A 21,535-nucleotide genomic window follows, 5' to 3' on the forward strand; every position below is an offset into this window, starting at 1 on the left:
CGTTGCGTTTGGATGCGGGCCGACCTACATCTGTCCGCAAATCCGAGCGAGGGCTGACTATGGCTGGTATCAAGAATGTTGCGGTCCAGATGGACCATGTCCGAAGCATCAACATTGCGGGCGACTCGACCTTCGCCATGAGCCTCGAGGCGCAGAACCGCGGCTACAAGCTTTTCCACTATACGCCGGAGCGGCTGAGTATGCGCGACGGCAAGATCTATGCCTCCGTCGAGCCGATGATCCTCCGCGACGTCAAGGGCGATCACTTCGAGCTCGGCGAGCCGGAGCGCGTCGATCTCTCAACGATGGACGTGGTGCTGCTGCGCCAGGACCCGCCCTTCGACATGGCCTATATCACCTCGACGCATCTGCTCGAGCGCATCCATCCGAAGACGCTTGTCGTCAACGACCCTGCCTGGGTGCGCAATTCGCCGGAAAAGATCTTCGTCACCGAATTCGCTGATCTCATGCCGAAGACGCTGATCACCCGCGATCCGGCTGAAATCCGCCGCTTCCGCGATGAGATGGGCGACATCATCCTGAAGCCGCTCTATGGCAATGGCGGCGCCGGCGTCTTTCATTCGACCCGCGACGACCGCAATCTCTCATCTCTTCTCGAAATGTTCGGCCAGCTCTTCCGCGAACCCTTCATTGCCCAGCAATATCTGCCTGATGTTCGCAAGGGCGACAAGCGCATCATCCTTGTCGATGGCGAAGCGGTCGGCGCGATCAACCGCGTGCCAGCCGAGCATGATGCCCGCTCCAACATGCATGTCGGCGGCCGTGCCGAAGCGACCGAGCTGACGGCGCGCGAAAAGGAAATCTGCGCCCGCATCGGACCGGCCCTGAAGGAGCGCGGCTTCCTGCTCGTTGGCATCGATGTCATCGGCGACTATATGACCGAGATCAACGTGACGTCGCCAACCGGCATCCGCGAAGTCAAGCGCTTCGGCGGCGCCGATATCGCCAGCCTGCTCTGGGATGCGATCGAAGCCAAGCGGGCCTGATCGGCAGTTTCCCCACGCTTCCAACTGAACGATCATATTTACCCGGGCATGTCGATAGTTTCGACGTGCCTGGGTGAAGTTTTTGTTCGTTTATTGTTCTTGTTTCATTCCTCGTCTTATGCCAGATTGCAACCCGAAGTTTGCTGGTCGGGGCACGTAACGGCAAACGGGTTCGACGACAGGGGAATAGGGCATGGTAGCGCGAGTCAGTACGGTTGCATTTCAGGGCATTGAGGGCGTACCCGTCGAAGTGCAAGTGATGATTGCGCCCGGCAAGGTGTTGATGCACATCGTCGGTCTGCCGGACAAAGCTGTGGCCGAGAGCCGAGAGCGGGTCCAGGCGGCGCTGCACGCCTCCGGCCTCGCTCTGCCGCCGAAGAAAGTCACCGTCAATCTCGCCCCGGCGGATCTGCCCAAGGAGGGCAGTCACTTCGACCTTGCGATCGCGCTCGGTCTGATGGCGGCGCTCGGCGCGATCCCTGCCGATGCCCTGTCCTCCTACACTGTCATTGGCGAACTCAATCTCGACGGCACGATCGCGCCCGTTGCCGGCGCTCTTCCCGCAGCGATCGCCGCCAATGCCATGGGCAAGGGGCTGATCTGCCCAGCAGAAAGCGGGCCGGAAGCTGCCTGGGCCGGCAAGGAGATCGATATTCTGGCGCCACGCAGCCTGATTGCGCTCGCCAATCATTTTCGCGGCACGCAGGTCCTTTCGCGACCGGAGCCCTCCATTCGCGCCAGCGCTGCCAATCTGCCCGATCTTGCCGATATCAAGGGGCAGGAAAGTGCCAAGCGCGCCCTGGAAGTGGCCGCCGCCGGCGGCCACAATCTGCTGTTCGTCGGGCCGCCCGGCTCCGGCAAGTCGATGCTCGCCTCGCGCCTGCCGTCGATCCTGCCGCCCCTGTCGACGAACGAGCTGCTGGAGGTCTCGATGATCCATTCGATCGCCGGCCAGCTTTCGGGCGGCAAGCTTTCCGATCGGCGGCCCTATCGCGCGCCGCATCATTCGGCGACCATGGCGGCGCTCGTCGGCGGCGGTCTGCGTGCGAGGCCTGGCGAGGTGTCGCTGGCCCATCACGGCATCCTGTTCCTCGACGAACTACCGGAGTTTTCGCCGCAGGCGCTCGATGCGTTGCGCCAGCCTCTCGAAACCGGGGAATGCGTCATTGCGAGAGCAAATCACCGGGTTTCCTATCCGGCCGGCATCCAGCTCGTGGCGGCAATGAACCCGTGCCGCTGCGGCATGGCCGGCGAACCAGGCCACACCTGCGCCCGTGGGCCGCGCTGCGCTTCAGATTATCAGGGCCGTATTTCCGGTCCATTGCTCGATCGCATCGATATCCGCATAGACGTACCGGCAGTCTCCGCTGCTGACCTCATCCGGCCGACATCAGCGGAAAGCAGCGCCGATGTCGCACTCCGCGTCGCACGCGCTCGCGAACGGCAGCGGGAACGCTTCGAACGAGCCGGCATGAAGGACGTCACCACCAACGCCCGTTGCTCGACCGCGATGATCGAAACCATCGCCGAGCCGGACGCCGCCGGCCTGCAATTGCTGCGCGATGCCGCCGAGAAGATGAAATTCTCCGCCCGCGGCTATCATCGCATCCTCAAGGTCGCTCGAACGCTCGCCGATCTCGATGATAAGCCCACCGTCGGCCGCATCCATCTCGCGGAAGCCATCTCCTATCGCATCGCCGGAGAGCGGCTGGCAGCGCATGCCTGAAAATTCGAGACTCTGGCAGCGCCTGACCGTCTTCAGCCTGCCCAAATAGAAAAGGGGCGCCGCAGCACCCCTTTCCCGATCAGTTGCTACCGTTAGTTCAGCCGCCCAGGCCCTCGAACAGCGCTGTCGAGAGATAGCGCTCGGCGAAGGACGGGATGATGACGACGATGGTCTTGCCTTCGTTTTCGGGACGCTGGCCGATCTTGATGGCCGCTGTGAGCGCCGCGCCGGAGGAGATGCCGACCGGCACGCCTTCGAGCTTGGCGACGAGCCGCGCCTGCTGGAACGCGTCGTCATTGCTGACGGTCACCACCTCATCATAGACATGCGTATCGAGCACCTTCGGTGCGAAGCCGGCGCCGATGCCTTGGATCTTATGCGGGCCGGGATTGCCGCCGGAAAGAACGGGCGAATCCGCCGGCTCGACGGCAATGACCTTGATATCGGGCTTGCGCGCCTTCAACACCTGGCCGACACCGGTGATCGTGCCGCCGGTGCCGATACCGGAAACGAAGATATCGACCTTGCCTTCGGTGTCGTTCCAGATTTCCTCGGCCGTCGTCTTGCGATGGATTTCCGGGTTGGCGGGATTTTCGAACTGCTGCGGAATGATCGCATCCGGCAGCGACGCGGCCAGCTCTTCGGCCTTGGCGATCGCGCCCTTCATGCCCTTCGGTCCCTCGGTAAGCACCAGCTCGGCGCCGAGCAACGCCAGCATCTTGCGGCGCTCGATCGACATGGTTTCCGGCATGGTGAGGATAAGGCGATAACCCTTGGCGGCGGCGGCAAAGGCGAGCGCAATACCCGTATTGCCCGAAGTCGGCTCGATCAGCACGGATCGGCCGGGAGCGATCTTGCCCTGGGCTTCCAGGCTCTCGATCATGGCGACGCCGATGCGATCTTTCACGGAAGCAATCGGATTGAAGAATTCGAGCTTTGCCAAGATGTTGGCCTTGACGCCCTTCTCCTTCGCCAGCTTGTCGAGGCGCACAATCGGCGTATCGCCGATGGTCTCGGTGATCGAGGCGTAGACGCGGCCGCGGCCGGGTTTGCGGGTGTCGGACATGGGTAGCTCTCCCTACATTGGATTTATGGAATGACAATAGGATCAAACGCGCGCGGAAACCAGAGTGCGCACTCGTTCTCTGCGTGAAGCACGTGAGAAAAGAATCTCCCAATGGCCTTCCTTGAGGATGTTTTTTTCAGGCGGCACGTGGCGATGAAGGCAGCGGTGGCGGCAAGGCCCCGGCCGGCATGGCTGCAGCGACAAAGAGCGTGCCGCAACAGGCAGGTAGGGCGCGAGCGTCATGAAGCCTTCCTCCTCAGATGGTATCGGCTCTATTGCACTACCTTTGCGTTTTCAAGCGATTGCGCCGATGCAGCGAACATATTACCAAGGTGTTAACGGCCCATCGCAACCGCTTTGCCCAAGGATATCATGTCTTCCGCATTGCTCCTGATCGATCTTCAGAACTCCATCCTGACGGGCCTCGGCACGCCGGATCGCCAGCCGGCTATCGATGCCGCGCTGGAGGCGGTCGTTGCGAAGCTCGCAGCGTTGAAACACAGCGCCCGTGCCGCCGGTATTCCCACCTTCATCGTTCAGCATGACGGCGGCCCGACCCATCGTTTGGCCAAGCGTAGCGAAGGCTGGCAGCTGCGCCGGGAGATCGCACCGGAAGCCGGAGATGTCGTCGTGCACAAGACGAGCTGCGATTCCTTCTTCGAGACGGATCTGGAGGCACGGCTCAAGGGCCGTGGTGTCACTCACCTCATCGTTGGCGGCTGCATGACGCAGTTCTGCGTGGATACGACTGTGCGGCGCGCCGTTTCGCTGGGCTTCGACGTCTCACTGATATCAGACGGACACACCACGGCGGATATGGGCAAACTGAGTTTCGAAGACATTGTCACCCATCACAATATGCTGCTTGACGGTTTCGATGCCGGGCCGCATGAAATCAAGCTGGTCGCATCGACCGAAATCTCCTTCTGAAGCCCTTTCTCCGCCGGAGCCTCTATGCCGCATCTGACCAGCATGATCACCTTTGCCCTGATTGCTCTCGGCATGGTGCTGACGCCTGGGCCGAACATGATCTATCTGGTGTCGCGCTCGATCTCGCAGGGACCAGCGGCAGGGTTGATCTCCCTTGGCGGTGTCGCCTGCGGCTTCCTCTTCTACATGTTCTCGGCTGCGCTCGGCATTACCGCCTTCGTCTTTGCCGTTCCTTTCGCCTACGATGCGCTGCGGCTGGCGGGTGCGGCCTATCTTGGATGGCTCGCCTGGAATGCGCTGAAGCCCGGCGGCCGCTCGGCCTTTCAGGTGCGCGAGTTGCCAAAGGACAGCACCCGCCGGCTTTTCACGATGGGGCTGGTGACGAGCCTGCTGAACCCGAAGGTCGCGATCCTCTATCTGTCGCTGCTGCCGCAGTTCGTCGATCCCGCCGCCGGCAGCGTTTTCACGCAATCCATTGTTCTCGGCTTCGCGCAGATCATTATCAGCGTAACATTCAATGCCATTTTCGCGCTGAGTGCCGGCTGGATCGCGATGTTTCTCACCCAGCGCCCATCCTTTGCCCTAGTGCAGCGCTGGCTGATGGGCACGGTGCTGGCCGGGCTCGCCGTGCGCATGGCTTTCGAGGCTCAGCGTTGATGCGGAGCGTTTCGCTGCCGCTCGCCGCCAGCCTTCTGGTGCTCGCATCGTTCTGGAGCGCTGCTTCGGCGGCGGAGACGGGAACGCAGACGATCGTCTTCATGCGTCATGGCGAAAAGCCCGAGGCGGGTCTTGGCCAATTGAGCTGCCAGGGTCTCAACCGGGCGCTGGCTTTACCGCCGGTGCTGACAAAGCTCTTCGGCAAGCCGGCGGCGATCTTTGCGCCTGATCCATCGAAGCGAAAGGACGATTCCGGCACTTCCTACGATTATATCCGGCCGCTCGCGACCATAGAACCGACGGCGATCGCCCTTGGAATGCCCGTCGATACCAGCTTCGGCTATGAGGATATCGATGATCTGAAAGGCGAGCTGAAGAAGCCTGCTTATGCCGGCAAGCTGATCTTCGTTGCCTGGGAGCACAAGCAGATCGTCGATCTCGCCCGTCAGCTGATGAGCGAGAACGGCGGCGATGAAAAAGCCGTGCCGAAATGGCACGGCAAGGATTTCGACAGCCTCTATGTGCTGCGCATCGGCGGGGGCAAGGCCGGATCAGGCTTGACCTTCGAGAAAATGGCCGAAGGTCTCGACGGTCGCTCCGATGTCTGTCCGAATCTGGCTAAATAATTTTAGAACACCGGCCGCATGAAGCTACGCTCGTAGCTGATGATGCAGCGTGTTTCCTCGCCATAGGCAAGGGCGGCCTGGCATTCCGCATCCTCGGGTATTTTCAGCCGATATTCCTCATAGGCGGCAAGGCTCGGGAAGCTGAAAAGCGCCAAGGCGATGTTATTGGCTCCCTCGTGCGGCATGAAATAGCCGTGATGCGTACCGCCCAGCCGGTTGACCAGCGGGATCCAGAGCCTGGCGTAATGCTCGAACTGGGCAAGCTTATAGGGATCTATGACATAATGCAGGTAGCAAGTGATCATTCGGCGGCCCCCTTCGAAAGACCACCGTTTCTATTCCAGGGCAGGGGGAGCGTCCAGCCGAGATTCATGCCGGCAGCAGCCGCGAGAATGATGACTGCGCCGAGGATCTGCGCCGGGCCAAGCACATGGCCGAAGGCGAAGCGATCGACGATGATGGCGGCGATTGGATAGACGAAGGAGAGTGCCCCGGTCAGGTGCGTCGGCAGCTTCTGGATGGCGCCATAGAGCAGCACATACATCAACCCGGTATGCACAATGCCCATGGTGGCGAGGATCGACCATCCCCCGATATCCCGGGGTGCGGCGGAAAAATTGGTAAAGGGTGCCAACATCAGAATGCCGGTGGACACCTGGATCAGCGCAATCAGATGCGGCGGCGTGCCCTTCAGCCATTTGGCAGCGATCGCTGCCAGCGCATAGAAGAAGGCTGCGCCCAGCGAAAGCAGGATGCCGATCGCATAGCTTCCCGAACCGGCGGCCTCGGCCGGCTTGCCTTCGACGATCACGACCATGCCGGCGAAGGCGAGGCCTAACCAGAAGAGCTTGGTGAAGGTGATCCGTTCGCCGAGGAACAATGCGCCGAGACCCAGCAGCATGAAAGGTTGCGTATTATAGACGGTTGTGGCGATGGAAATGGAGGCGTGGGAATAGGCGGCGAAAAGCAGCAGCCAGTTGAGGACGATGGCGATCCCGCCACCGACGGCAATGGAAAATGTCCTGAGATTGAGGATGCCTGGGCGCAGCAGGCCCATGGCGCCGCAGATAACGAGCAGCGTCAGCGCGCCGAAGAAGCAGCGCCAGAAAACCACACCGGTCACGGCCTGCCCGGACATCAATACGAACCAGCCGATCGTGCCTGAAATCAGCATCGCCGCCGTCATTTCCACCGTGCCGCGTTTAATCTCGTTCATTGCCTTGGCTCCCGTCTATCTGCCCCAATCATATTGCGGTATCTGCGCTGGTGATATAGATTTAGTAAGGTAAATTAGCCAAAAGACCTAAGTAAATGAGGTTGAATGATGACTACTCCTAATGCGAGCCTTGGTCTCGATGAGATCGATCAGCGGATGCTAGAGGCGCTGGCGCGCAATGCCCGCATATCGCTGAAGGAATTGGCGGAAGCGGCCAGCCTGTCGTCGCCGAGCGCGGCGGAACGTCTGCGCCGACTGGAGGAACGCGGCATCATCTCGACCTTTACCGTGGATATCGCGCCGGAGGCGATCGGCTATCCCCTGCAGGCGATCGTCCGCATCCGGCCTCTGCCCGGCCAGTTGCATGTCGTCGAGCGGATCATTCAGCAAACGCCGGAATTCATAGAGTGCGACAAGGTCACCGGTGACGATTGCTTTATCGGTCGGCTGGTGGTGCGCTCGATGGGTGAACTCGATGGTATATTGGATAAGATCACCGAGCGGGCCGAGACGAACACGTCGATGATCAAGGCGACGCCGGTCAAGCGCCGCCTGCCTCCGCTTACCGGCTCTAGAATTCCGCCATCGGCGAAAGCATGAGCGGCCCGACAATATCGGCCGCCGCTTTGCCGCGCACCATCAGCATGGTGTAGCCGTCGTAAGGCTCAAGCAATACCTGGCAATCCAGGCGGTCCGGAGAAAAGCAGATCTCGATGCGCTCGGGTTGGATATCGAGCGCTGAGACGATGGTCGCCAGCGAGGGAATGGTAGTTCCCACAATGTCGAGAAGCCAGAAATTCGCGCCGTCGAACGTCCATGCAACGACCGTGTCATCCCCAAGCGCCGTCAGGCGGATCGCGGAGTTGAAGGAAGCATTCAGCAGAAACATCTCCATCTGCCTGACAACGGCAAATTGGGCGGAGGCCGGCTGACGGTCTTGCAGGAGCGTCTTGATGAGGCGCAGATCGTCAGGCGCTTCCAGGGAGAGCTGCCGGGCTGACAAATCAGATTTCTGAAGCGTCGGCGTCTGCGCAACGAAGATATGCTGCGGCAGCATGCGAAAGCCATACCGCTCATAGAGAGCCGGCTTGTCGGTGAGCAGCAGATCGAGTTCGTAGCCCTCGGTCGCGGTGTGGGAAAAGGCGCGCTGCATGAGGTCGCGATAGAGGCCGCGCTTGCGCCATTCCGGCCGGACCGCGCCGGATTGATAGCCCGCCGCCTTGACGACCCTGCCATTGATGATCATCGGCATGGAGAAGGCGCTGAAATTGGCGACGCAGCGGCCATCGGCATCGAAATAGCCAAACGGCATGCTTGTCCGGTCCGGGCCGTCAAATTGGTCCAGGATGCTGACATCGATCGAGAATGTATCCTGCAGCAGATCGACAAGCGCATTCCAGGCGGAGGGATCGTCGAAATAATCTTGCCGGAGCGTCAATCCGTGGTCTCGTCCCAGTTCGGACATCACACGCCGGTCGAGCCGAAGCCACCAGCGCCGCGTGCGGTTTCGCTGATCTCGGAAATTTCGGCGACGCGCACTTGCGTCACCGGCGCGATCACCATCTGGGCGATGCGCATGCCGCGCGTGATTTCGAATGGCTCATCACCGAGGTTGGCCAAAATCACCTTCACTTCGCCACGATAGTCGCTGTCGACTGTGCCGGGGGAGTTCAGGCAGGTGATGCCGTTCTTGAAGGCGAGGCCGGAGCGCGGGCGGATCTGCGCCTCGAAGCCATCCGGAACTTCGAAGATGAAGCCTGTGGGAACGAGCGCCCGCTTGCCGGGCGCGATCGTCAGCGTCGCGCCTTCTTCGACGGCTGCGCGCAGGTCCATGCCGGCTGCACCCTTGGTCTCATAGGCGGGCAGCTCCAGGCCTTCGCCATGCGGCAGGCGGATGAGCTTCAGGGTCGGGCTGATATCAGTGTGGATGGTCATGCGGCATTAGTTTGCGCGAGAAGGCCGGAGGTCAATTGCATTTAGGCCTTTGAGTCGCTAGATACGGCGCCAATTCACAGGATTCACACGCATGGCCGAAAGTCTCGCCGAGGCGGTCTCCCGCCGCCGCACATTCGCTATTATCGCTCACCCGGACGCGGGCAAGACGACGCTCACCGAAAAGCTGCTGCTGTTCGGCGGCGCCATTCAGCTTGCCGGCGAAGTCAAGGCCAAGAAGGATCGCATGCAGACGCGCTCCGACTGGATGAAGATCGAGCGCGAACGCGGCATCTCGGTCGTGACGTCGGTCATGACCTTCGAATATGAAGGCAACGTCTTCAACATTCTCGATACGCCCGGTCACGAAGACTTCGCCGACGACACCTATCGCACGCTGACGGCCGTCGATGCGGCAGTCATGGTTATCGACGCCGCCAAGGGTATCGAGCCGCGGACGCTGAAGCTGTTCGAAGTCTGCCGCATGCGCGACATCCCGATCATCACCTTCATCAACAAGATGGACCGCGAAAGCCGCGATCCTTTCGAAATTCTTGATGAAGTCGAAGAGAAGCTGGCACTGGATACGGCTCCGGTCACCTGGCCGATCGGCCGCTCCAAGACTTTCTGCGGCTCCTACCATCTGGCTGACAATACCGTTCGCGGTTCCGATACCGAGGTCGAGGCGACCAAGGTGAACGGCCCGCAGGCAGTCGCCGACCGGTTGCCGGAAAACGAGCGCCAGGCTTTCATCGACGAGACGGAACTGGCGATCGAGGCCTGCCGTCCGTTTGATCGGGACTCCTTCCTGGAAGGTCATATGACGCCGGTCTTCTTCGGCTCGGCGCTGCGCAATTTCGGTGTCCGCGATCTTATCAACGCGCTCGGCGACTTCGCGCCGCCGCCACGTGACCAGGTTGCCGACATCAGAACGGTTCACGCCACCGACGACAAGATGACGGCCTTCGTCTTCAAGATCCAGGCCAACATGGACCCGAACCATCGTGACCGCATCGCCTTTGCGCGTATCTGCTCCGGCAAGCTTGAGCGCGGCATGAAGGCGCGACTGTCGCGCACCGGCAAGCAGCTTGGCCTCACCGCGCCGCAATTTTTCTTCGCCTCGCAGCGCCAGCTCGCCGACACCGCCTATGCAGGCGACGTCGTCGGCATTCCGAACCATGGAACGCTGCGCATCGGCGATACGCTGACCGAAGGCGAATCTCTCGTCTTCCAGGGCGTGCCCAACTTCTCGCCGGAAATCCTGCGCCGTGTTCGTCTTGAAGACGCGATGAAGGCGAAGAAGCTCAAGGAAGCGCTGCAGCAGATGGCCGAAGAAGGCGTCGTGCAGCTCTTCTCGCCGGAAGATGGCTCTCCCGCCATCGTCGGCGTCGTCGGCGCCCTACAGCTCGACGTCTTGAAGGAGCGGTTGATGGCCGAATACGGCCTGCCGGTTTCCTTCGAAATGTCGCGCTTCTCCGTCTGCCGCTGGATCTCGGCCGATCAGCCGGCCGACCTCGAAAAATTCGTCACCCAGCGCCGCGGCGATATCGCCCGCGATCTCGATGGCGATCCGGTCTTCCTCGCCCAGGACGGCTTCTCGCTGCGCTACGAGGCGGAACGTTACCCGGCTATCAAGATGGTCGCGATCAAGGAATATCACGCCGTCAAGGCGGCGTGATCGGTTCGGATGCGTTTCATTTTGGAATAGTGCCGCCGCGATGTTCCATCCGATATAGCGCTATGCCATAGTGCCGCGGGTGATTTCCTTGATCGGAACAGGCATTTTATGATGAGACTTTTTGCGGTTCTTGCTCTGGCCTTCGTCGGCCTGATGCCGGTCGCAGCCGAGGCGCGAATCATCACCGATGCGGCCGGACGCACGGTGTCTGTGCCTGATAAGATCAACCGCATTCTGGTGGCCGGGCCGCCAGCCGCCGTCCTGGTCTATGTGCTGGCGCCGGAGAAGCTGGTGGGCTGGGTGCATGCGCCCGATGATGCCGCCAAGGCCTACTTGATGCCGTCGGTGCGATCATTGCCGACAATCGGGCGCCTGACGGGCAAGGATGGCGCGATCAGTTCGCAGGCGGTCACCGACGCCAAGCCTGATATCATCCTCGATGCCGGTACGGTCGATCCCACCTACAAGGCGCTGGCCGACAAGGTGCAGTCCGACGCGCATATTCCCTATGTCCTTATCGACGGCAGCTTCGCCCGCACCGCCGATACGCTGCGCGATGTCGGCGCTCTGATCGGCGTCGAGGACCGCGCCAACAAGCTGGCCGATTATGCCGATACGGCGATCAAGGACCTGAACGAAAAGCTCGCGACATTGCCGAACGACCCGCGCCCGCGCGTCTATTATGGCCGTGGTGCCGATGGCTTGGAAACCGGGCTTTCCGGCTCGATCAATCTCGAAATCCTCGATGCTGTCGGCACGATGAATGTCGCTGCCGCTGCCGGCAAGGGTGGCTTGACCAAAGTGACGCCGCCGCAGGTCGCCGGATGGAATCCGGATATCATCATCGCCGAGAACCCTGACTTTGCAGCCTCGGTGAAAAGCGATCCGCAATGGGCCGGCATCAAGGCCGTCAAGGACGGCAAGATCTTCGTGCCACCGTCCCTGCCTTTCGGCTGGTTCGATTCCCCGCCTGGCGTCAACAGGCTGCTCGGCGTGCGCTGGATGGAGAAGCTCATTTATCCGAAGCTCTTCCGCAGCGATTTTTCCGACGATGTGAAGCAATTCTACAAGCTGTTTTATCAGGTCGATCTGACTGACAATCAGCTGGCGGCGTTGTTGAAGGGCATGAAATAACCGCTCTGGTAAGGAAGGCATTCATGGTCCGCGAAAACGAAATTCGCGAAAACGAAGTGGCCGTCGAGTCGCCGGTAGCCTTGGATGCGGGGCTCATCTTCATAGGCCGCATTTCCACGCCCTGGACATCGCGCATGGAAACGTCGCGCCAGGGCCGGCATGATGGCCCGATCTGCCGGATCGAAATCTTCGAGCCCTGGGTAGTGGCGCTACAGGGCGTGGAAGCCTTCGAGTGCCTAGAAGTTCTCTATTGGCTGGATCGTTCGCGCAGGGATCTCGTGCTGCAGAGCCCGGCCAACAGCGGCAAGGTACACGGCACCTTTTCGCTGCGCTCGCCGGTGCGGCCCAATCCCATCGGCACATCCATTGTCAAGCTGGAAGCGGTCGAGGGGGCGGTATTGCTGGTGCGCGGCCTCGATTGCCTTGACGGCACGCCCTTGCTCGATCTGAAGCCGGATCGCACGCTGTTCAAACCGATCGCGCCGCCGCAGCCCGGAGACTTCCAGACCGGCGACGGCGAGACGGCGCATTACTGCCAGAAGCGCGATGTTTAGAGTGCTTCGTGAAACCGCTCCAAGCTATTGCCGTCAGCCCATCATCGAAATCCTACTCGCCTCGCGGATAGCGCTGATTTTCCTCCAGCACGTTGAGGTCCATATGGTTGCGCATGTAGCGCTCCGAAGCCTTCTGCAAGGGCTGATAGTCCCAGGGGTAATAGGCGCCGTTGCGAAGGGCCGTGTAGACCACCCATCGCCGCGCCTGGCTCTCGCGCACGGCAGCGTCGAAGCTTGAAAGATCCCAGCGCGCCATGGCCTGCGCCGTCAGTCTATCCAGCGTTTCCGCATAGGCCGGGTTGCCTGCCAGATTGGTTAGCTCCTTCGGATCCTCCCTGAGGTCGAAGAGCATCGGCGGGTCCTTTTCGCAAAGGGTCAGCTTGTAATTGCCGTCGCGTAAGCCTACGAGCGGCGCTTCCGAGCCTTCTGCGGCATATTCCATCGGCACGGGGCTGCGGCTTCCGGTTCCACGAGCCAGCGGCGTCAGGTCCTCGCCATCGGTCCAACGGCGCAGCGATGCGATGTCGATCCCGGCAAGGGCTGCCAGCGTCGGAGTAACGTCTAGCGTCGAGACCGGCTGGTCGATAAGCTTCGGCTGCCAGTCGGGAGCTGCGATAATCAGCGGCACGCGGGCCGAACCTTCGAAGAAGTTCATCTTGAACCAGAGGCCACGCTCGCCGAGCATGTCGCCATGATCCGAGACGAAGAGGATAATGGTGTTGTCGGCCATACGGCCGCGCTCGAGCGTCTCCAATATCTCGCCGATCTTCTCGTCGACATAGGAGATATTGGCGAAATAGCCGCGGCGTGCCCGGCGGACCTTGTCCGGCGTGATGTCGAAGGCGGTGTGGTCGCAGGCCTTCATCAGCCGCTGCGAATGCGGGTCCTGCCGCTCGAAGGGGATTTCGCCGACTTCCGGGTCGAGCGCCGGGCAATCCTCATAAAGATCCCAGAAGCGGCGACGCGCGACATAGGGGTCGTGCGGATGGGTGAAGCTGACGGTCAGGCACCAGGGCCGCACGTCATGCCCTCGCGAGAGATCGTAGAGTTTGCGGGTCGCGTGATAGGCAACCTCGTCGTCATATTCCATCTGGTTGGTGATCTCGGCAGTGCCCGCGCCGGTGACCGAGCCGAGATTGTGATACCACCAGTCGATGCGCTCGCCCGGCTTCGTATAATCAGGCGTCCAGCCGAAATCGGCAGGGTAGATGTCGGTCGTCAACCGCTCCTCGAAGCCATGCATCTGATCCGGGCCGACGAAATGCATCTTGCCCGAGAGCGCCGTCTGGTAGCCGGCGGCGCGCAGATGGTGGGCGAAAGTCGGTATATCCGAGCAGAATTCGGCGGCATTGTCATAGACGCGCGTGCGGCTCGGCAGTTGCCCGGACATGAAGGACGCGCGGGCCGGTGCGCAGAGCGGGCTTGCCGTATAGCTGTTGGCAAAGCGCACGGAGCGCTTCGCCAGAGCCTTCAGCACCGGAGCATGTAGGAAATCGGCCGGGCCGTCGGGGAAGAGCGTGCCGTTGAATTGATCGACCATGAGGATGAGGATATTCGGGCGGGACATTCGCGTGTTTTCCTTGGAGATCAAAGGCTGGCTGCGAGCCAACGCATTGCGGAAGTGCACATGACGATAGCTCACTGTTTGTTATTCGATTATTTTATTGAACATCACTAGAGTTCCCGCTGTGAAGCAGACATTTTTCGATAGATGCCAAAAGGAAATTTTATGGCTGAACGTCTTGTCGATCTCGGCTGGCTGCGGATATTCCTGGAAGTGGGCCGCTCCGGCAGCCTCTCCGCTGCCGCTGCAGCGCTTGGCCTGACGCAACCAGCCGTCAGCTATCAGATCCGCCGCATCGAAGAGCAGATGGGCGTGTCCCTGTTTCACCGCCAGCATCGCGGTGTCGTACTCTCGCCCGAGGGGCAGCGCCTCTTCGAAATCGTCGAAAAGGCGGTTGCCGGCGTCGATAATCTGGTGCGCAGCTTCCGCGTCGAGGCGGAGCGCCCGTCCGTTCGTTTGCGCACCGACTATGCCTTTTCCGCTCTCTGGCTCATTCCCCGCATGCACGCGTTCCGGCTCCTCTATCCGGAAGTCGATATCCAGATCGTCGCCACGCAGCGGCTGTCTCGCGGCGCGCCGGAAAGCGGCGATATCGCCGTCTTCTTCGGAACACGCAACGAGTTCGGTTCGGGCGCAACGCTACTTCTGCCGGAGAAGGTCGTGCCGATCTGTACCAGAGGTTTTGCAGAGCGGCACGGTCCATTCACCGATCCCTCGCAGCTTGCCGGCACCACGCTTGTTCATCTCGATTCAGAAATGCCGTCGCCGTGGTTCGACTGGCAGAGCTATCTTGCCGCCTTCGGCATTGCCCGTGATGCCTATGCTGGCCGCGGCGACCTGCGCTTCAATACCTATTCGCTCGTCGTGCAGGCGGCCCTCAGCGAGCAGGGCGTTGCCATCGGCTGGATGGGCCTTGTCGATTCCCTGCTCACAGCGCGGACGCTGGTGACGGTGGGTCCCATGCTGCAGGCGCCGGAGCGCGGCTATTGGCTGTTGCCGCCGGCCGTCGCGAATCCAGAGGCGGAGCGGTTGGCGCAGTGGCTGCTCACCGCCGCCGCCGCCGGATGATCATCATGCTCTATTCCGCCGTAAGATCTGCAAGAAACGTCTCGCACCAACGCGACACGTCATTTTCCAGCAGATAGTCCATCATGCCGCGCCAACGCTCCTGCCGCTCCTGCAGCGGCATGTTGATGGCGCGCGCCAGCGCATTGGCGGTGCCGTCGACATCATAGGGATTGACCAGCAGAGCGCCCTTCAGCTTGCGCGCCGCGCCGGCAAAGCGCGATAGCACCAGCACGCCGGGATTGTCCGGGTCCTGCGCCGCGACATATTCCTTGGCGACCAGGTTCATGCCGTCGCGCAAGGGAGTTACCAGCCCGACCTTCGCAATCCGGTAAAGGCCTGCCAGGATCGGGCGGCTGATCGAGCGATTGATATAGCGGATCGGCACCCAGTCGACCGTGCCGATCGCGCCATTGACCCGGCCCGCCTGTTCGGCAACCGCGTTCTGCATCGCCTCATATTCGGGGACTTCCGAGCGAGATTTCGGCGTGATCTGCAGATAGGTGATGCTGCGCTGGTGGGCGGGGTTGTTGGTGATGAAACGTTCGAAGGCATCGATGCGCTGCGTGATGCCCTTGGAGTAATCGAGCCGGTCGACGCCGAGAATGAGGTCGCGGCCTTCGATGCTTTGGCGCACTTTCTGCACCATGCTGTGCGACGCTGCTTTGCGGGCGAATTCGGCAAAGCCCGCCGTCTCGATGCCGATCGAATAGGCGCCACCGCGAAAATCATGGCCGTGAGCGCTGAAATGGCCCGGACTTTTCTCGATGCCCATCCCCTCGCGCTTCAGGCAGCCTGCAAAGTTCTCAAGATCATGGTCCGTCTGAAAACCGAGCAGGTCGTAGGAGGAAAGGCCCCGCATGATCTCCTCGTGCACCGGCATGGCGAGCACGACATCGGCCGGTGGCCAGGGAATATGCAGGAAGAAGCCGATGCGGTTCTTCAGGCCCATCTGCCGCAGCTCCGCTGCAAGCGGGATGAGATGATAGTCATGCACCCAGATGATATCGTCGGGTTCGATCAGAGGTGCGAGCCGGTGGGCAAAGAAGCGGTTGACGCGGAAATACCCCGTCATTTCCTTGCGGGCATATTCGGCGAGATCAAGCCGGTAATGACAGATCGGCCATAGCACGCGGTTGGCAAAGCCCTGATAATATTCCTCTACATCGGTCTGGGTCAGATCGGTAAGCGCATAGGTGATGTTGCCGTCCTGCGTCATCCGCAGCGGCTCAGGCTCCGCGTCGCCGCTCGATTTGCCGGACCAGCCCATCCAGATGCCGCCGCGCTCGGCGAGCGCCGCCTGCAGAGCCACCGCAAGGCCACCTGCCGCAGCGGCGCCTTTATGGTCGGGTACGGAAACACGATTAGAAACAATGATGAGTCGACTCACGAATTCTTCCTTTCGAGAAGTCTGGGAGACATCGCCATGATCGAAAATTACTTGACGAGCGTTCCCAGCACGTCCCTTAAACGCGCAGGTGAGCCAATGGATGCACGTGCCAGTGTTTTTCCGTTCGCGTCGCCGATGCGCACGGATTGGCCGCCGAGACGATTGGCGGCGGCAAACATCGTCTCGTCGGTCACATCGTCGCCGATCGCGACCGGACGGCGTCCTTCGAAGGGCGCTTCTGACAGAAACGCCTCGACGGCATGTCCCTTGCTGGCGTGGGCAGGGCAGATTTCTAGGACCATTTTGCCACGTTGAAGGTTCCAGTCGGGACCCGCTTCCTCCAGATGGCGCTGCATGGCTTCGCCGATCTCGGACTCATATGCAGGTGCATGGCGGAAGTGGACCGCAACCGCCGCCCCTTTGTCCTCGACGATGGCGCCCGGCCAGGCTTGGGCCTCGTAGGCAATGGTTTGCTTCATCGCCTGAAAGGCGGGCGGGATATGCGCACGGCGCAGCCGTCCGGCCGCATCACGCCGTTCTGCGCCATGGAGGCCTGCAACGGGAAAGCGGAAGGGCGCAAAAAGGGGATCGACGAATTCGATGGCGCGGCCGGTGACCAAGGCCAGTGCGCCGCCGAGCTGGCGGGAGAGCGCATGCAGCGTGCCGGGCAGATAGTTGGGCACGACAATCGCTTCCGGCCTTTCGGCGAGATCGAGCAGGGTTCCGTCGATATCGAGGAACAAGGCCCAGTCCTGCGGATACAATGAGAGTGCGGTAAGGGCCGGCTCGTTCAGCGGCCTCGGCTTGGCTTCACCCTGTTCGGGCTGTTCCTGAGAAGACATGCTGGGTTAGCTAAGGCGCTCTTCCCGTTTGGCAAGGAAAAAAACGAACGGCTGAAAATCAAAAGGGGTCGCCTTAGGCGACCCCCCATGAGCTTTGGCCCGTAACTGGCCTGAAGCGGCGAACGCTTCGGGAAGGTGTTGGTCAGAGCGAGGGCTGCCTCGCAACGTTCACAACCATTTCCATGCCGTATACAAAGACCGAAATCTCACTAGACATTGGATCACCTTCCTTTCGTTACGTTTCAGACAAGCTTAACGTAGCTCAAATTTGACTTGATGCAAGAGGCACAGTCTTGGGGAGCTTCACACTTATTGTCGCTGTGAAATGTGTTGCCCGCCGCATCTCGAGCAAGAGTCCTGCCGTAGCGGCCTTCACGACGAAAATGTTGCGATGCGAAACGTGAACGGACGAAGCGTCAAATATCTGTCATCTTGCGCCGCACTGCATGGAAAATTAAGACTTTATTACCCATTCCGCATAAACAATCGTCCAAGATTTGCCATTCTCCCGCGGGACAGGAAGACAGCAGGAATCGGAGTGAGAGACGCATGTGTCGCTGGGCAGCCTATCGTGGAGACCCCCTCTATCTGGAGGAGCTGGTGTCTTCGCCCGCCCACTCCCTGATCGAACAATCCCATTGCGCCACGCGCGCCAAGACGGCGACCAATGGTGACGGTTTCGGCATCGCCTGGTATGGCGACCGGCCGGAACCGGGCCGTTACCGCGATATCCTGCCGGCCTGGTCCGATTGCAATCTGAAGAGCCTGGCGCGGCAGATCCGCTCGCCGCTCTTCCTCGCCCATGTCCGTGCGGCCACCGGCGGCGGCACGCGCCGCGACAATTGCCATCCTTTCGTCTTCGAAAACTGGTCGTTCCAGCACAACGGCCAGATTTCCAATTTCGACCGCCTGCGCCGGCCGATGGAAGCCATGCTCGATGACAAGCTCTTCCATGCCCGCAACGGCACGACCGATTCCGAGCTTCTGTTTCTGCTGGCGATGCAGTTTGGCCTGGCGACGAATCCGATCACAGCGATCGCTCAGACCATCGGCTTCGTTGAAAGGCTCTCGCTGCATTTGACCGGTTCGGTGCTGGTGCGCTTCACCGCGGCCTTCTCCGACGGCAAGTCGCTCTACGCCATCCGCTATGCCACCGACCGCAAGGCGCCGACACTCTATGCCTCGCCCGTCGGCTTGGGGTATTGCCTCGTTTCCGAGCCGTTGAATGACGACGTTGATGCCTGGCGTGAGATTCCGGACGGCAGCGCCGTCATGATCGACGATACCGGTGTCCATGTCACGCCTTTCCAGCCGGAAGAGCGTGCCGCCGGAGAGATCAGGGCGCCGGCTGCTATCTCTGCTTGAACTGTTCCGATATCAGCGCTGCCAGTCGCACCGCCACTTCATCCTTGTCGAGATCGGGCCACTGTTCAACCCCGGTGTGGCTGATGATCTTCACCCTGTTTCTTGTGCCGCCCATGATGCCGGTTGCGGGTGAGACGTCGTTGGCGACGATGAAGTCGGCGCCCTTGCGCTCCAGCTTCGCGCGGGCATTGCTCTCGACATCCTGTGTTTCGGCGGCAAAGCCGATGACCAGTTTCGGCCGCTGCGTGTGATGGCCGACCGTTTTCAGAATGTCGGGGTTTTCCGTGAGCGCCAAAGTCGGGATCGACTCGCCCGGATGCTTCTTGATCTTCTGGTCCGATGCGGAGGCGACGCGCCAGTCCGCGACCGCCGCCACCATCACGGCGATATCGGCGGGAAGGGCCGCAAGTACTGCGTCGCGCATCTCATCCGCCCGCTCGACATGCACGACCTTGAGGCCGACCGGATCGGGTATGGTGACCGGACCGGAGACGAGGGTAACATCGGCGCCAAGGGCGGCAAGCGCTGCCGCAATCGCATGGCCCTGCCGTCCAGACGAACGGTTGGCGATATAGCGCACGGGGTCGATCGGCTCATGCGTCGGCCCGGAGGTGACGACCGCCTTCTTACCGGCAAGCGGCTTTGCACCGTCGTCCAGCCGTCTCTCCGCCGCCCCGACGATATCAAGCGGTTCGGCCATCCGGCCGGCGCCGGCCTCGCCGCTCTCGGCCATTTCACCGGTCATCGGCCCGACAAAGGTAATACCGTCCCTGCGTAGCGTTTCGACATTGCGCTTCGTCGCCGGATGCGCCCACATCTTCGGGTTCATGGCAGGGGCTGCGAGCACGGGCCGGTCGGTGGCGAGCAATATTGTCGAGGCGAGATCATCGGCCAGCCCATTTGCCATCTTGGCGAGCAGATCGGCAGTCGCCGGCGCGATCAGCACGAGATCACAGTCACGCGCCAGCCTGATATGGCCGACATCCTGCTCATCCTCTCGTGAAAACAGATCGGTAAAGACATGGTCGGCGGCCAGCGCGCCGACGGCAAGCGGCGTGATGAACTCCTGCGCACCCGCTGTCATGACGGGCCGCACACTCGCGCCGCGTTCACGCAGCCGGCGGATGAGATCGAGGCTCTTGTAGGCCGCGATGCCGCCGGAGATGATGATGAGGATGCGCTTTCCTGCGAGAACCATGCCTGAACCCGTCGCCTGTTCTTTTGCTGATAAGCCTAAGCCTTTGGTGTGTCATAGGCAATCGCGGCATTCTCTCATTACGGTTGTGAGCCGTCCTTTCCCGCTATTCCGGCAGACAATCACATCGCCCTCACGCCCTTGTCATTTGCGCGGACCCTTGGCCTCGACAAAGGTGAACACCTTAACGAGCAAAGGAGCAACGTCTTGAAACTGATGAAAGTCGCTGTCATCGCCCTGCCAATCCTGGCCGCTGCCATGCCGGCCTTTGCCGAGCGTGCTTATTCGCCGCAAGAGCAGAAGAACAAGGAGATCGTTCTGGATTTCTACCAGAAGGCGCTGAACGACAAGGATTTCGATGCGGCTTCAAAGTATCTCGGCAAGTACATCCAGCACAATCCTCTTGCCGCCGATGGCCCCGAAGGCCTGCGCGGTTTTCTGGATTATCTGAAGAAGAACTTTCCGCAGTCGAAGAGCGAGATCAAGCGCGTGATGGTCGATGGCGATTATGTGATCCTGCGCGTCCACGCCATTCGCCGGCCGGGCGATCGCGGCAGCGCCATCGTCGATATCTTCCGCGTCGAGGACAACAAGATCCAGGAACATTGGGATTCGGTGCAGCCGATCCCCGAGAAATCCATGAACAACAATACGATGTTCTGAACGGAAAAGCCGTAAGGGGAATAGAGTCGGCGGCTCATTCAAAGCATTCGAGCGACATAATCCCGCAACCGTTTCCTATGTTACGGGATCATGTCCGCGTTTCAAAGCATTCCGACGCGACAATTGCGTCGGCTAAACACTCGGTCAGGTACGCGTGATCGACAGGCCGCCATCGACGAGCGAAGCCGTGCCGCTGACGAAGCTCGCATCATCGGAGGCAAGATAAAGGACCGAGCGAGCGATCTCTTCCGGGCCGGCGACGCGCTTCAGCGCATGCAGATTCGTTATGAAAGCCTGCTTTTCGACCGTGTCGTTCATGTCGCGATACATATCGGTATCGACGGCACCCGGTAGGACAGCGTTGACGCGCACATTCTGCGGGCCAAATTCGGCGGCCAGCGTCTGCGTCAGGCCGATCAGGCCGGACTTGCTGGCGGCATAGGCGGCAACGCCGGGGAAGCTGACGGTGTGGCCGACGAAGGTCGAGGTGAAGATCACAGAACCGCCGCCATGCCTGATCATTTCGCCTATCTGGTGCTTGGCGGCGAGGAACGATGCGGTGAGGTTGATCGCCAGCGCTTCGGAAAAACCTGCCTCCGAAACCTCGGTGCTGGGACCGGCCTCGCCGAGCGTGCCGGCGTTGTTGAAAGCAATATCGAGCTTGCCGTAGCGCTCGACAGCAAGTGCGACCAGCGCCTTGTGGTAGTCTTCCGAGCGTACGTCACCAGCCAAGACGGCTGCTTCTCCGCCGGCGGCCTTGATCTCGGCGGCAAGGCTTTCCAGCTCTGCCGCGCGGCGAGCGCCGACAACAACCTTGGCGCCTTCGGCGGCGAAGAGTTTTGCCGTGGTGCGGCCGATGCCGGAGCTGGCGCCGGTGACGATTGCAACTTTTCCATTCAAGCGGTTCATTGTTCCATCTCCTGTG

Annotated in this window: 22 protein-coding genes; 12 read left to right on the forward strand and 10 right to left on the reverse strand. The window is 61.0% G+C overall.

Features of this window, described 5'->3' with window-relative positions:
* The first annotated feature begins 59 nt into the window (after positions 1–59).
* Both gshB and FHX05_RS09060 read left to right on the forward strand, forming a co-directional pair.
* Positions 60–1,007: a glutathione synthase gene (gshB, locus tag FHX05_RS09055; RefSeq protein ID WP_183871350.1), complete on the forward strand. Its 948-nt coding sequence runs from the start codon at positions 60–62 to the stop codon at positions 1,005–1,007.
* Positions 1,008–1,200: 193 nt separating this feature from the next.
* Positions 1,201–2,733 carry a YifB family Mg chelatase-like AAA ATPase gene (locus FHX05_RS09060; RefSeq protein WP_183871351.1) on the forward strand — a complete coding sequence of 511 codons (1,533 nt, stop codon included), beginning with the start codon at positions 1,201–1,203 and terminating at the stop codon, positions 2,731–2,733.
* A 97-nt stretch (positions 2,734–2,830) separates the two neighbouring features.
* Here FHX05_RS09060 and cysK read toward each other — a convergent pair whose 3' ends face one another.
* Positions 2,831–3,799: a cysteine synthase A gene (gene cysK, locus FHX05_RS09065; protein ID WP_183871352.1), complete on the reverse strand. Its 969-nt coding sequence runs from the start codon at positions 3,797–3,799 to the stop codon at positions 2,831–2,833.
* Between the two features lie 372 nt (positions 3,800–4,171).
* Here cysK and FHX05_RS09070 point away from each other — a divergent pair, with 372 nt between their 5' ends.
* From FHX05_RS09070 to FHX05_RS09080, 3 genes are read left to right on the forward strand one after another with little or no spacing between them, the layout of a single operon-like run.
* Complete coding sequence (locus FHX05_RS09070; RefSeq protein ID WP_183871353.1) at positions 4,172–4,729, forward strand: cysteine hydrolase family protein; 558 nt, start codon at positions 4,172–4,174, stop codon at positions 4,727–4,729.
* Between the two features lie 24 nt (positions 4,730–4,753).
* Positions 4,754–5,386 carry a LysE family translocator gene (locus tag FHX05_RS09075; protein WP_112609305.1) on the forward strand — a complete coding sequence of 211 codons (633 nt, stop codon included), beginning with the start codon at positions 4,754–4,756 and terminating at the stop codon, positions 5,384–5,386.
* Positions 5,386–6,012: a hypothetical protein gene (locus FHX05_RS09080; protein ID WP_112609307.1), complete on the forward strand. Its 627-nt coding sequence runs from the start codon at positions 5,386–5,388 to the stop codon at positions 6,010–6,012. The genes FHX05_RS09075 and FHX05_RS09080 overlap by 1 nt, the downstream gene beginning before the upstream one ends.
* A 2-nt stretch (positions 6,013–6,014) precedes the next feature.
* On the opposite strand, the gene FHX05_RS09085 is transcribed toward FHX05_RS09080, so the two are convergent.
* Positions 6,015–6,317 carry an NIPSNAP family protein gene (locus FHX05_RS09085; RefSeq protein ID WP_183871354.1) on the reverse strand — a complete coding sequence of 101 codons (303 nt, stop codon included), beginning with the start codon at positions 6,315–6,317 and terminating at the stop codon, positions 6,015–6,017.
* Positions 6,314–7,228, reverse strand: coding sequence for a DMT family transporter (locus tag FHX05_RS09090; protein WP_183871355.1), 915 nt, complete (start codon positions 7,226–7,228; stop codon positions 6,314–6,316). Before FHX05_RS09090 ends, FHX05_RS09085 begins: the two co-directional genes overlap by 4 nt.
* Positions 7,229–7,336: 108 nt before the next feature.
* On the opposite strand from FHX05_RS09090, the gene FHX05_RS09095 reads away from it, so the two are divergent.
* Positions 7,337–7,828 (forward strand): Lrp/AsnC family transcriptional regulator, encoded by a 492-nt coding sequence (locus FHX05_RS09095; RefSeq protein WP_183872403.1) that lies wholly within the window; start codon positions 7,337–7,339, stop codon positions 7,826–7,828.
* On the opposite strand, the gene FHX05_RS09100 is transcribed toward FHX05_RS09095, so the two are convergent.
* On the reverse strand, positions 7,800–8,666 hold the full coding sequence (locus FHX05_RS09100) for a GNAT family N-acetyltransferase (protein WP_246698891.1): 867 nt from the start codon (positions 8,664–8,666) through the stop codon (positions 7,800–7,802). The genes FHX05_RS09095 and FHX05_RS09100 overlap by 29 nt on opposite strands.
* A 26-nt stretch (positions 8,667–8,692) precedes the next feature.
* Positions 8,693–9,163, reverse strand: a complete 471-nt coding sequence (dut, locus tag FHX05_RS09105; protein WP_015338557.1) for a dUTP diphosphatase — start codon at positions 9,161–9,163, stop codon at positions 8,693–8,695.
* Between the two features lie 91 nt (positions 9,164–9,254).
* Between dut and FHX05_RS09110 the strand changes: the two genes are divergently transcribed.
* The 3 genes from FHX05_RS09110 to tsaA all read left to right on the forward strand — a co-directional run bounded on the left by FHX05_RS09110 (position 9,255) and on the right by tsaA (position 12,526).
* A complete protein-coding gene (locus FHX05_RS09110) occupies positions 9,255–10,838 on the forward strand; it encodes a peptide chain release factor 3 (RefSeq protein ID WP_112336731.1) in 1,584 nt (527 codons plus the stop codon).
* A 108-nt stretch (positions 10,839–10,946) separates the two neighbouring features.
* Complete coding sequence (locus FHX05_RS09115) at positions 10,947–11,972, forward strand: iron ABC transporter substrate-binding protein (protein WP_183871357.1); 1,026 nt, start codon at positions 10,947–10,949, stop codon at positions 11,970–11,972.
* A 23-nt stretch (positions 11,973–11,995) separates the two neighbouring features.
* Positions 11,996–12,526 (forward strand): tRNA (N6-threonylcarbamoyladenosine(37)-N6)-methyltransferase TrmO, encoded by a 531-nt coding sequence (tsaA, locus tag FHX05_RS09120; protein ID WP_183871358.1) that lies wholly within the window; start codon positions 11,996–11,998, stop codon positions 12,524–12,526.
* A 52-nt stretch (positions 12,527–12,578) separates the two neighbouring features.
* On the opposite strand, the gene betC is transcribed toward tsaA, so the two are convergent.
* Positions 12,579–14,093, reverse strand: coding sequence for a choline-sulfatase (gene betC, locus FHX05_RS09125; RefSeq protein ID WP_183871359.1), 1,515 nt, complete (start codon positions 14,091–14,093; stop codon positions 12,579–12,581).
* Between the two features lie 162 nt (positions 14,094–14,255).
* Here betC and FHX05_RS09130 point away from each other — a divergent pair, with 162 nt between their 5' ends.
* Positions 14,256–15,158 carry a LysR family transcriptional regulator gene (locus FHX05_RS09130; protein WP_183871360.1) on the forward strand — a complete coding sequence of 301 codons (903 nt, stop codon included), beginning with the start codon at positions 14,256–14,258 and terminating at the stop codon, positions 15,156–15,158.
* Between the two features lie 10 nt (positions 15,159–15,168).
* Here the strand turns inward: FHX05_RS09130 and otsA are convergent, their stop codons facing one another.
* Both otsA and otsB read right to left on the reverse strand, forming a co-directional pair.
* On the reverse strand, positions 15,169–16,545 hold the full coding sequence (otsA, locus tag FHX05_RS09135) for an alpha,alpha-trehalose-phosphate synthase (UDP-forming) (RefSeq protein WP_112609321.1): 1,377 nt from the start codon (positions 16,543–16,545) through the stop codon (positions 15,169–15,171).
* Positions 16,546–16,592: 47 nt separating this feature from the next.
* Positions 16,593–17,387, reverse strand: coding sequence for a trehalose-phosphatase (gene otsB / locus FHX05_RS09140; RefSeq protein WP_112609323.1), 795 nt, complete (start codon positions 17,385–17,387; stop codon positions 16,593–16,595).
* Between the two features lie 549 nt (positions 17,388–17,936).
* On the opposite strand from otsB, the gene FHX05_RS09145 reads away from it, so the two are divergent.
* Positions 17,937–18,752, forward strand: a complete 816-nt coding sequence (locus FHX05_RS09145; protein WP_183871361.1) for a class II glutamine amidotransferase — start codon at positions 17,937–17,939, stop codon at positions 18,750–18,752.
* Here FHX05_RS09145 and coaBC read toward each other — a convergent pair.
* On the reverse strand, positions 18,739–19,950 hold the full coding sequence (coaBC, locus tag FHX05_RS09150; RefSeq protein ID WP_183871362.1) for a bifunctional phosphopantothenoylcysteine decarboxylase/phosphopantothenate--cysteine ligase CoaBC: 1,212 nt from the start codon (positions 19,948–19,950) through the stop codon (positions 18,739–18,741). The two genes, FHX05_RS09145 and coaBC, sit on opposite strands and share 14 nt — an antisense overlap.
* Positions 19,951–20,163: 213 nt before the next feature.
* Here coaBC and FHX05_RS09155 point away from each other — a divergent pair, with 213 nt between their 5' ends.
* Positions 20,164–20,610: an ester cyclase gene (locus FHX05_RS09155; RefSeq protein ID WP_183872405.1), complete on the forward strand. Its 447-nt coding sequence runs from the start codon at positions 20,164–20,166 to the stop codon at positions 20,608–20,610.
* Between the two features lie 144 nt (positions 20,611–20,754).
* Here the strand turns inward: FHX05_RS09155 and FHX05_RS09160 are convergent, their stop codons facing one another.
* Positions 20,755–21,519 carry an SDR family oxidoreductase gene (locus tag FHX05_RS09160; RefSeq protein ID WP_183871363.1) on the reverse strand — a complete coding sequence of 255 codons (765 nt, stop codon included), beginning with the start codon at positions 21,517–21,519 and terminating at the stop codon, positions 20,755–20,757.
* Positions 21,520–21,535: the final 16 nt, after the last annotated feature.

Source organism: Rhizobium sp. BK491, from assembly GCF_014194925.1.
Taxonomy (GTDB): domain Bacteria; phylum Pseudomonadota; class Alphaproteobacteria; order Rhizobiales; family Rhizobiaceae; genus Rhizobium.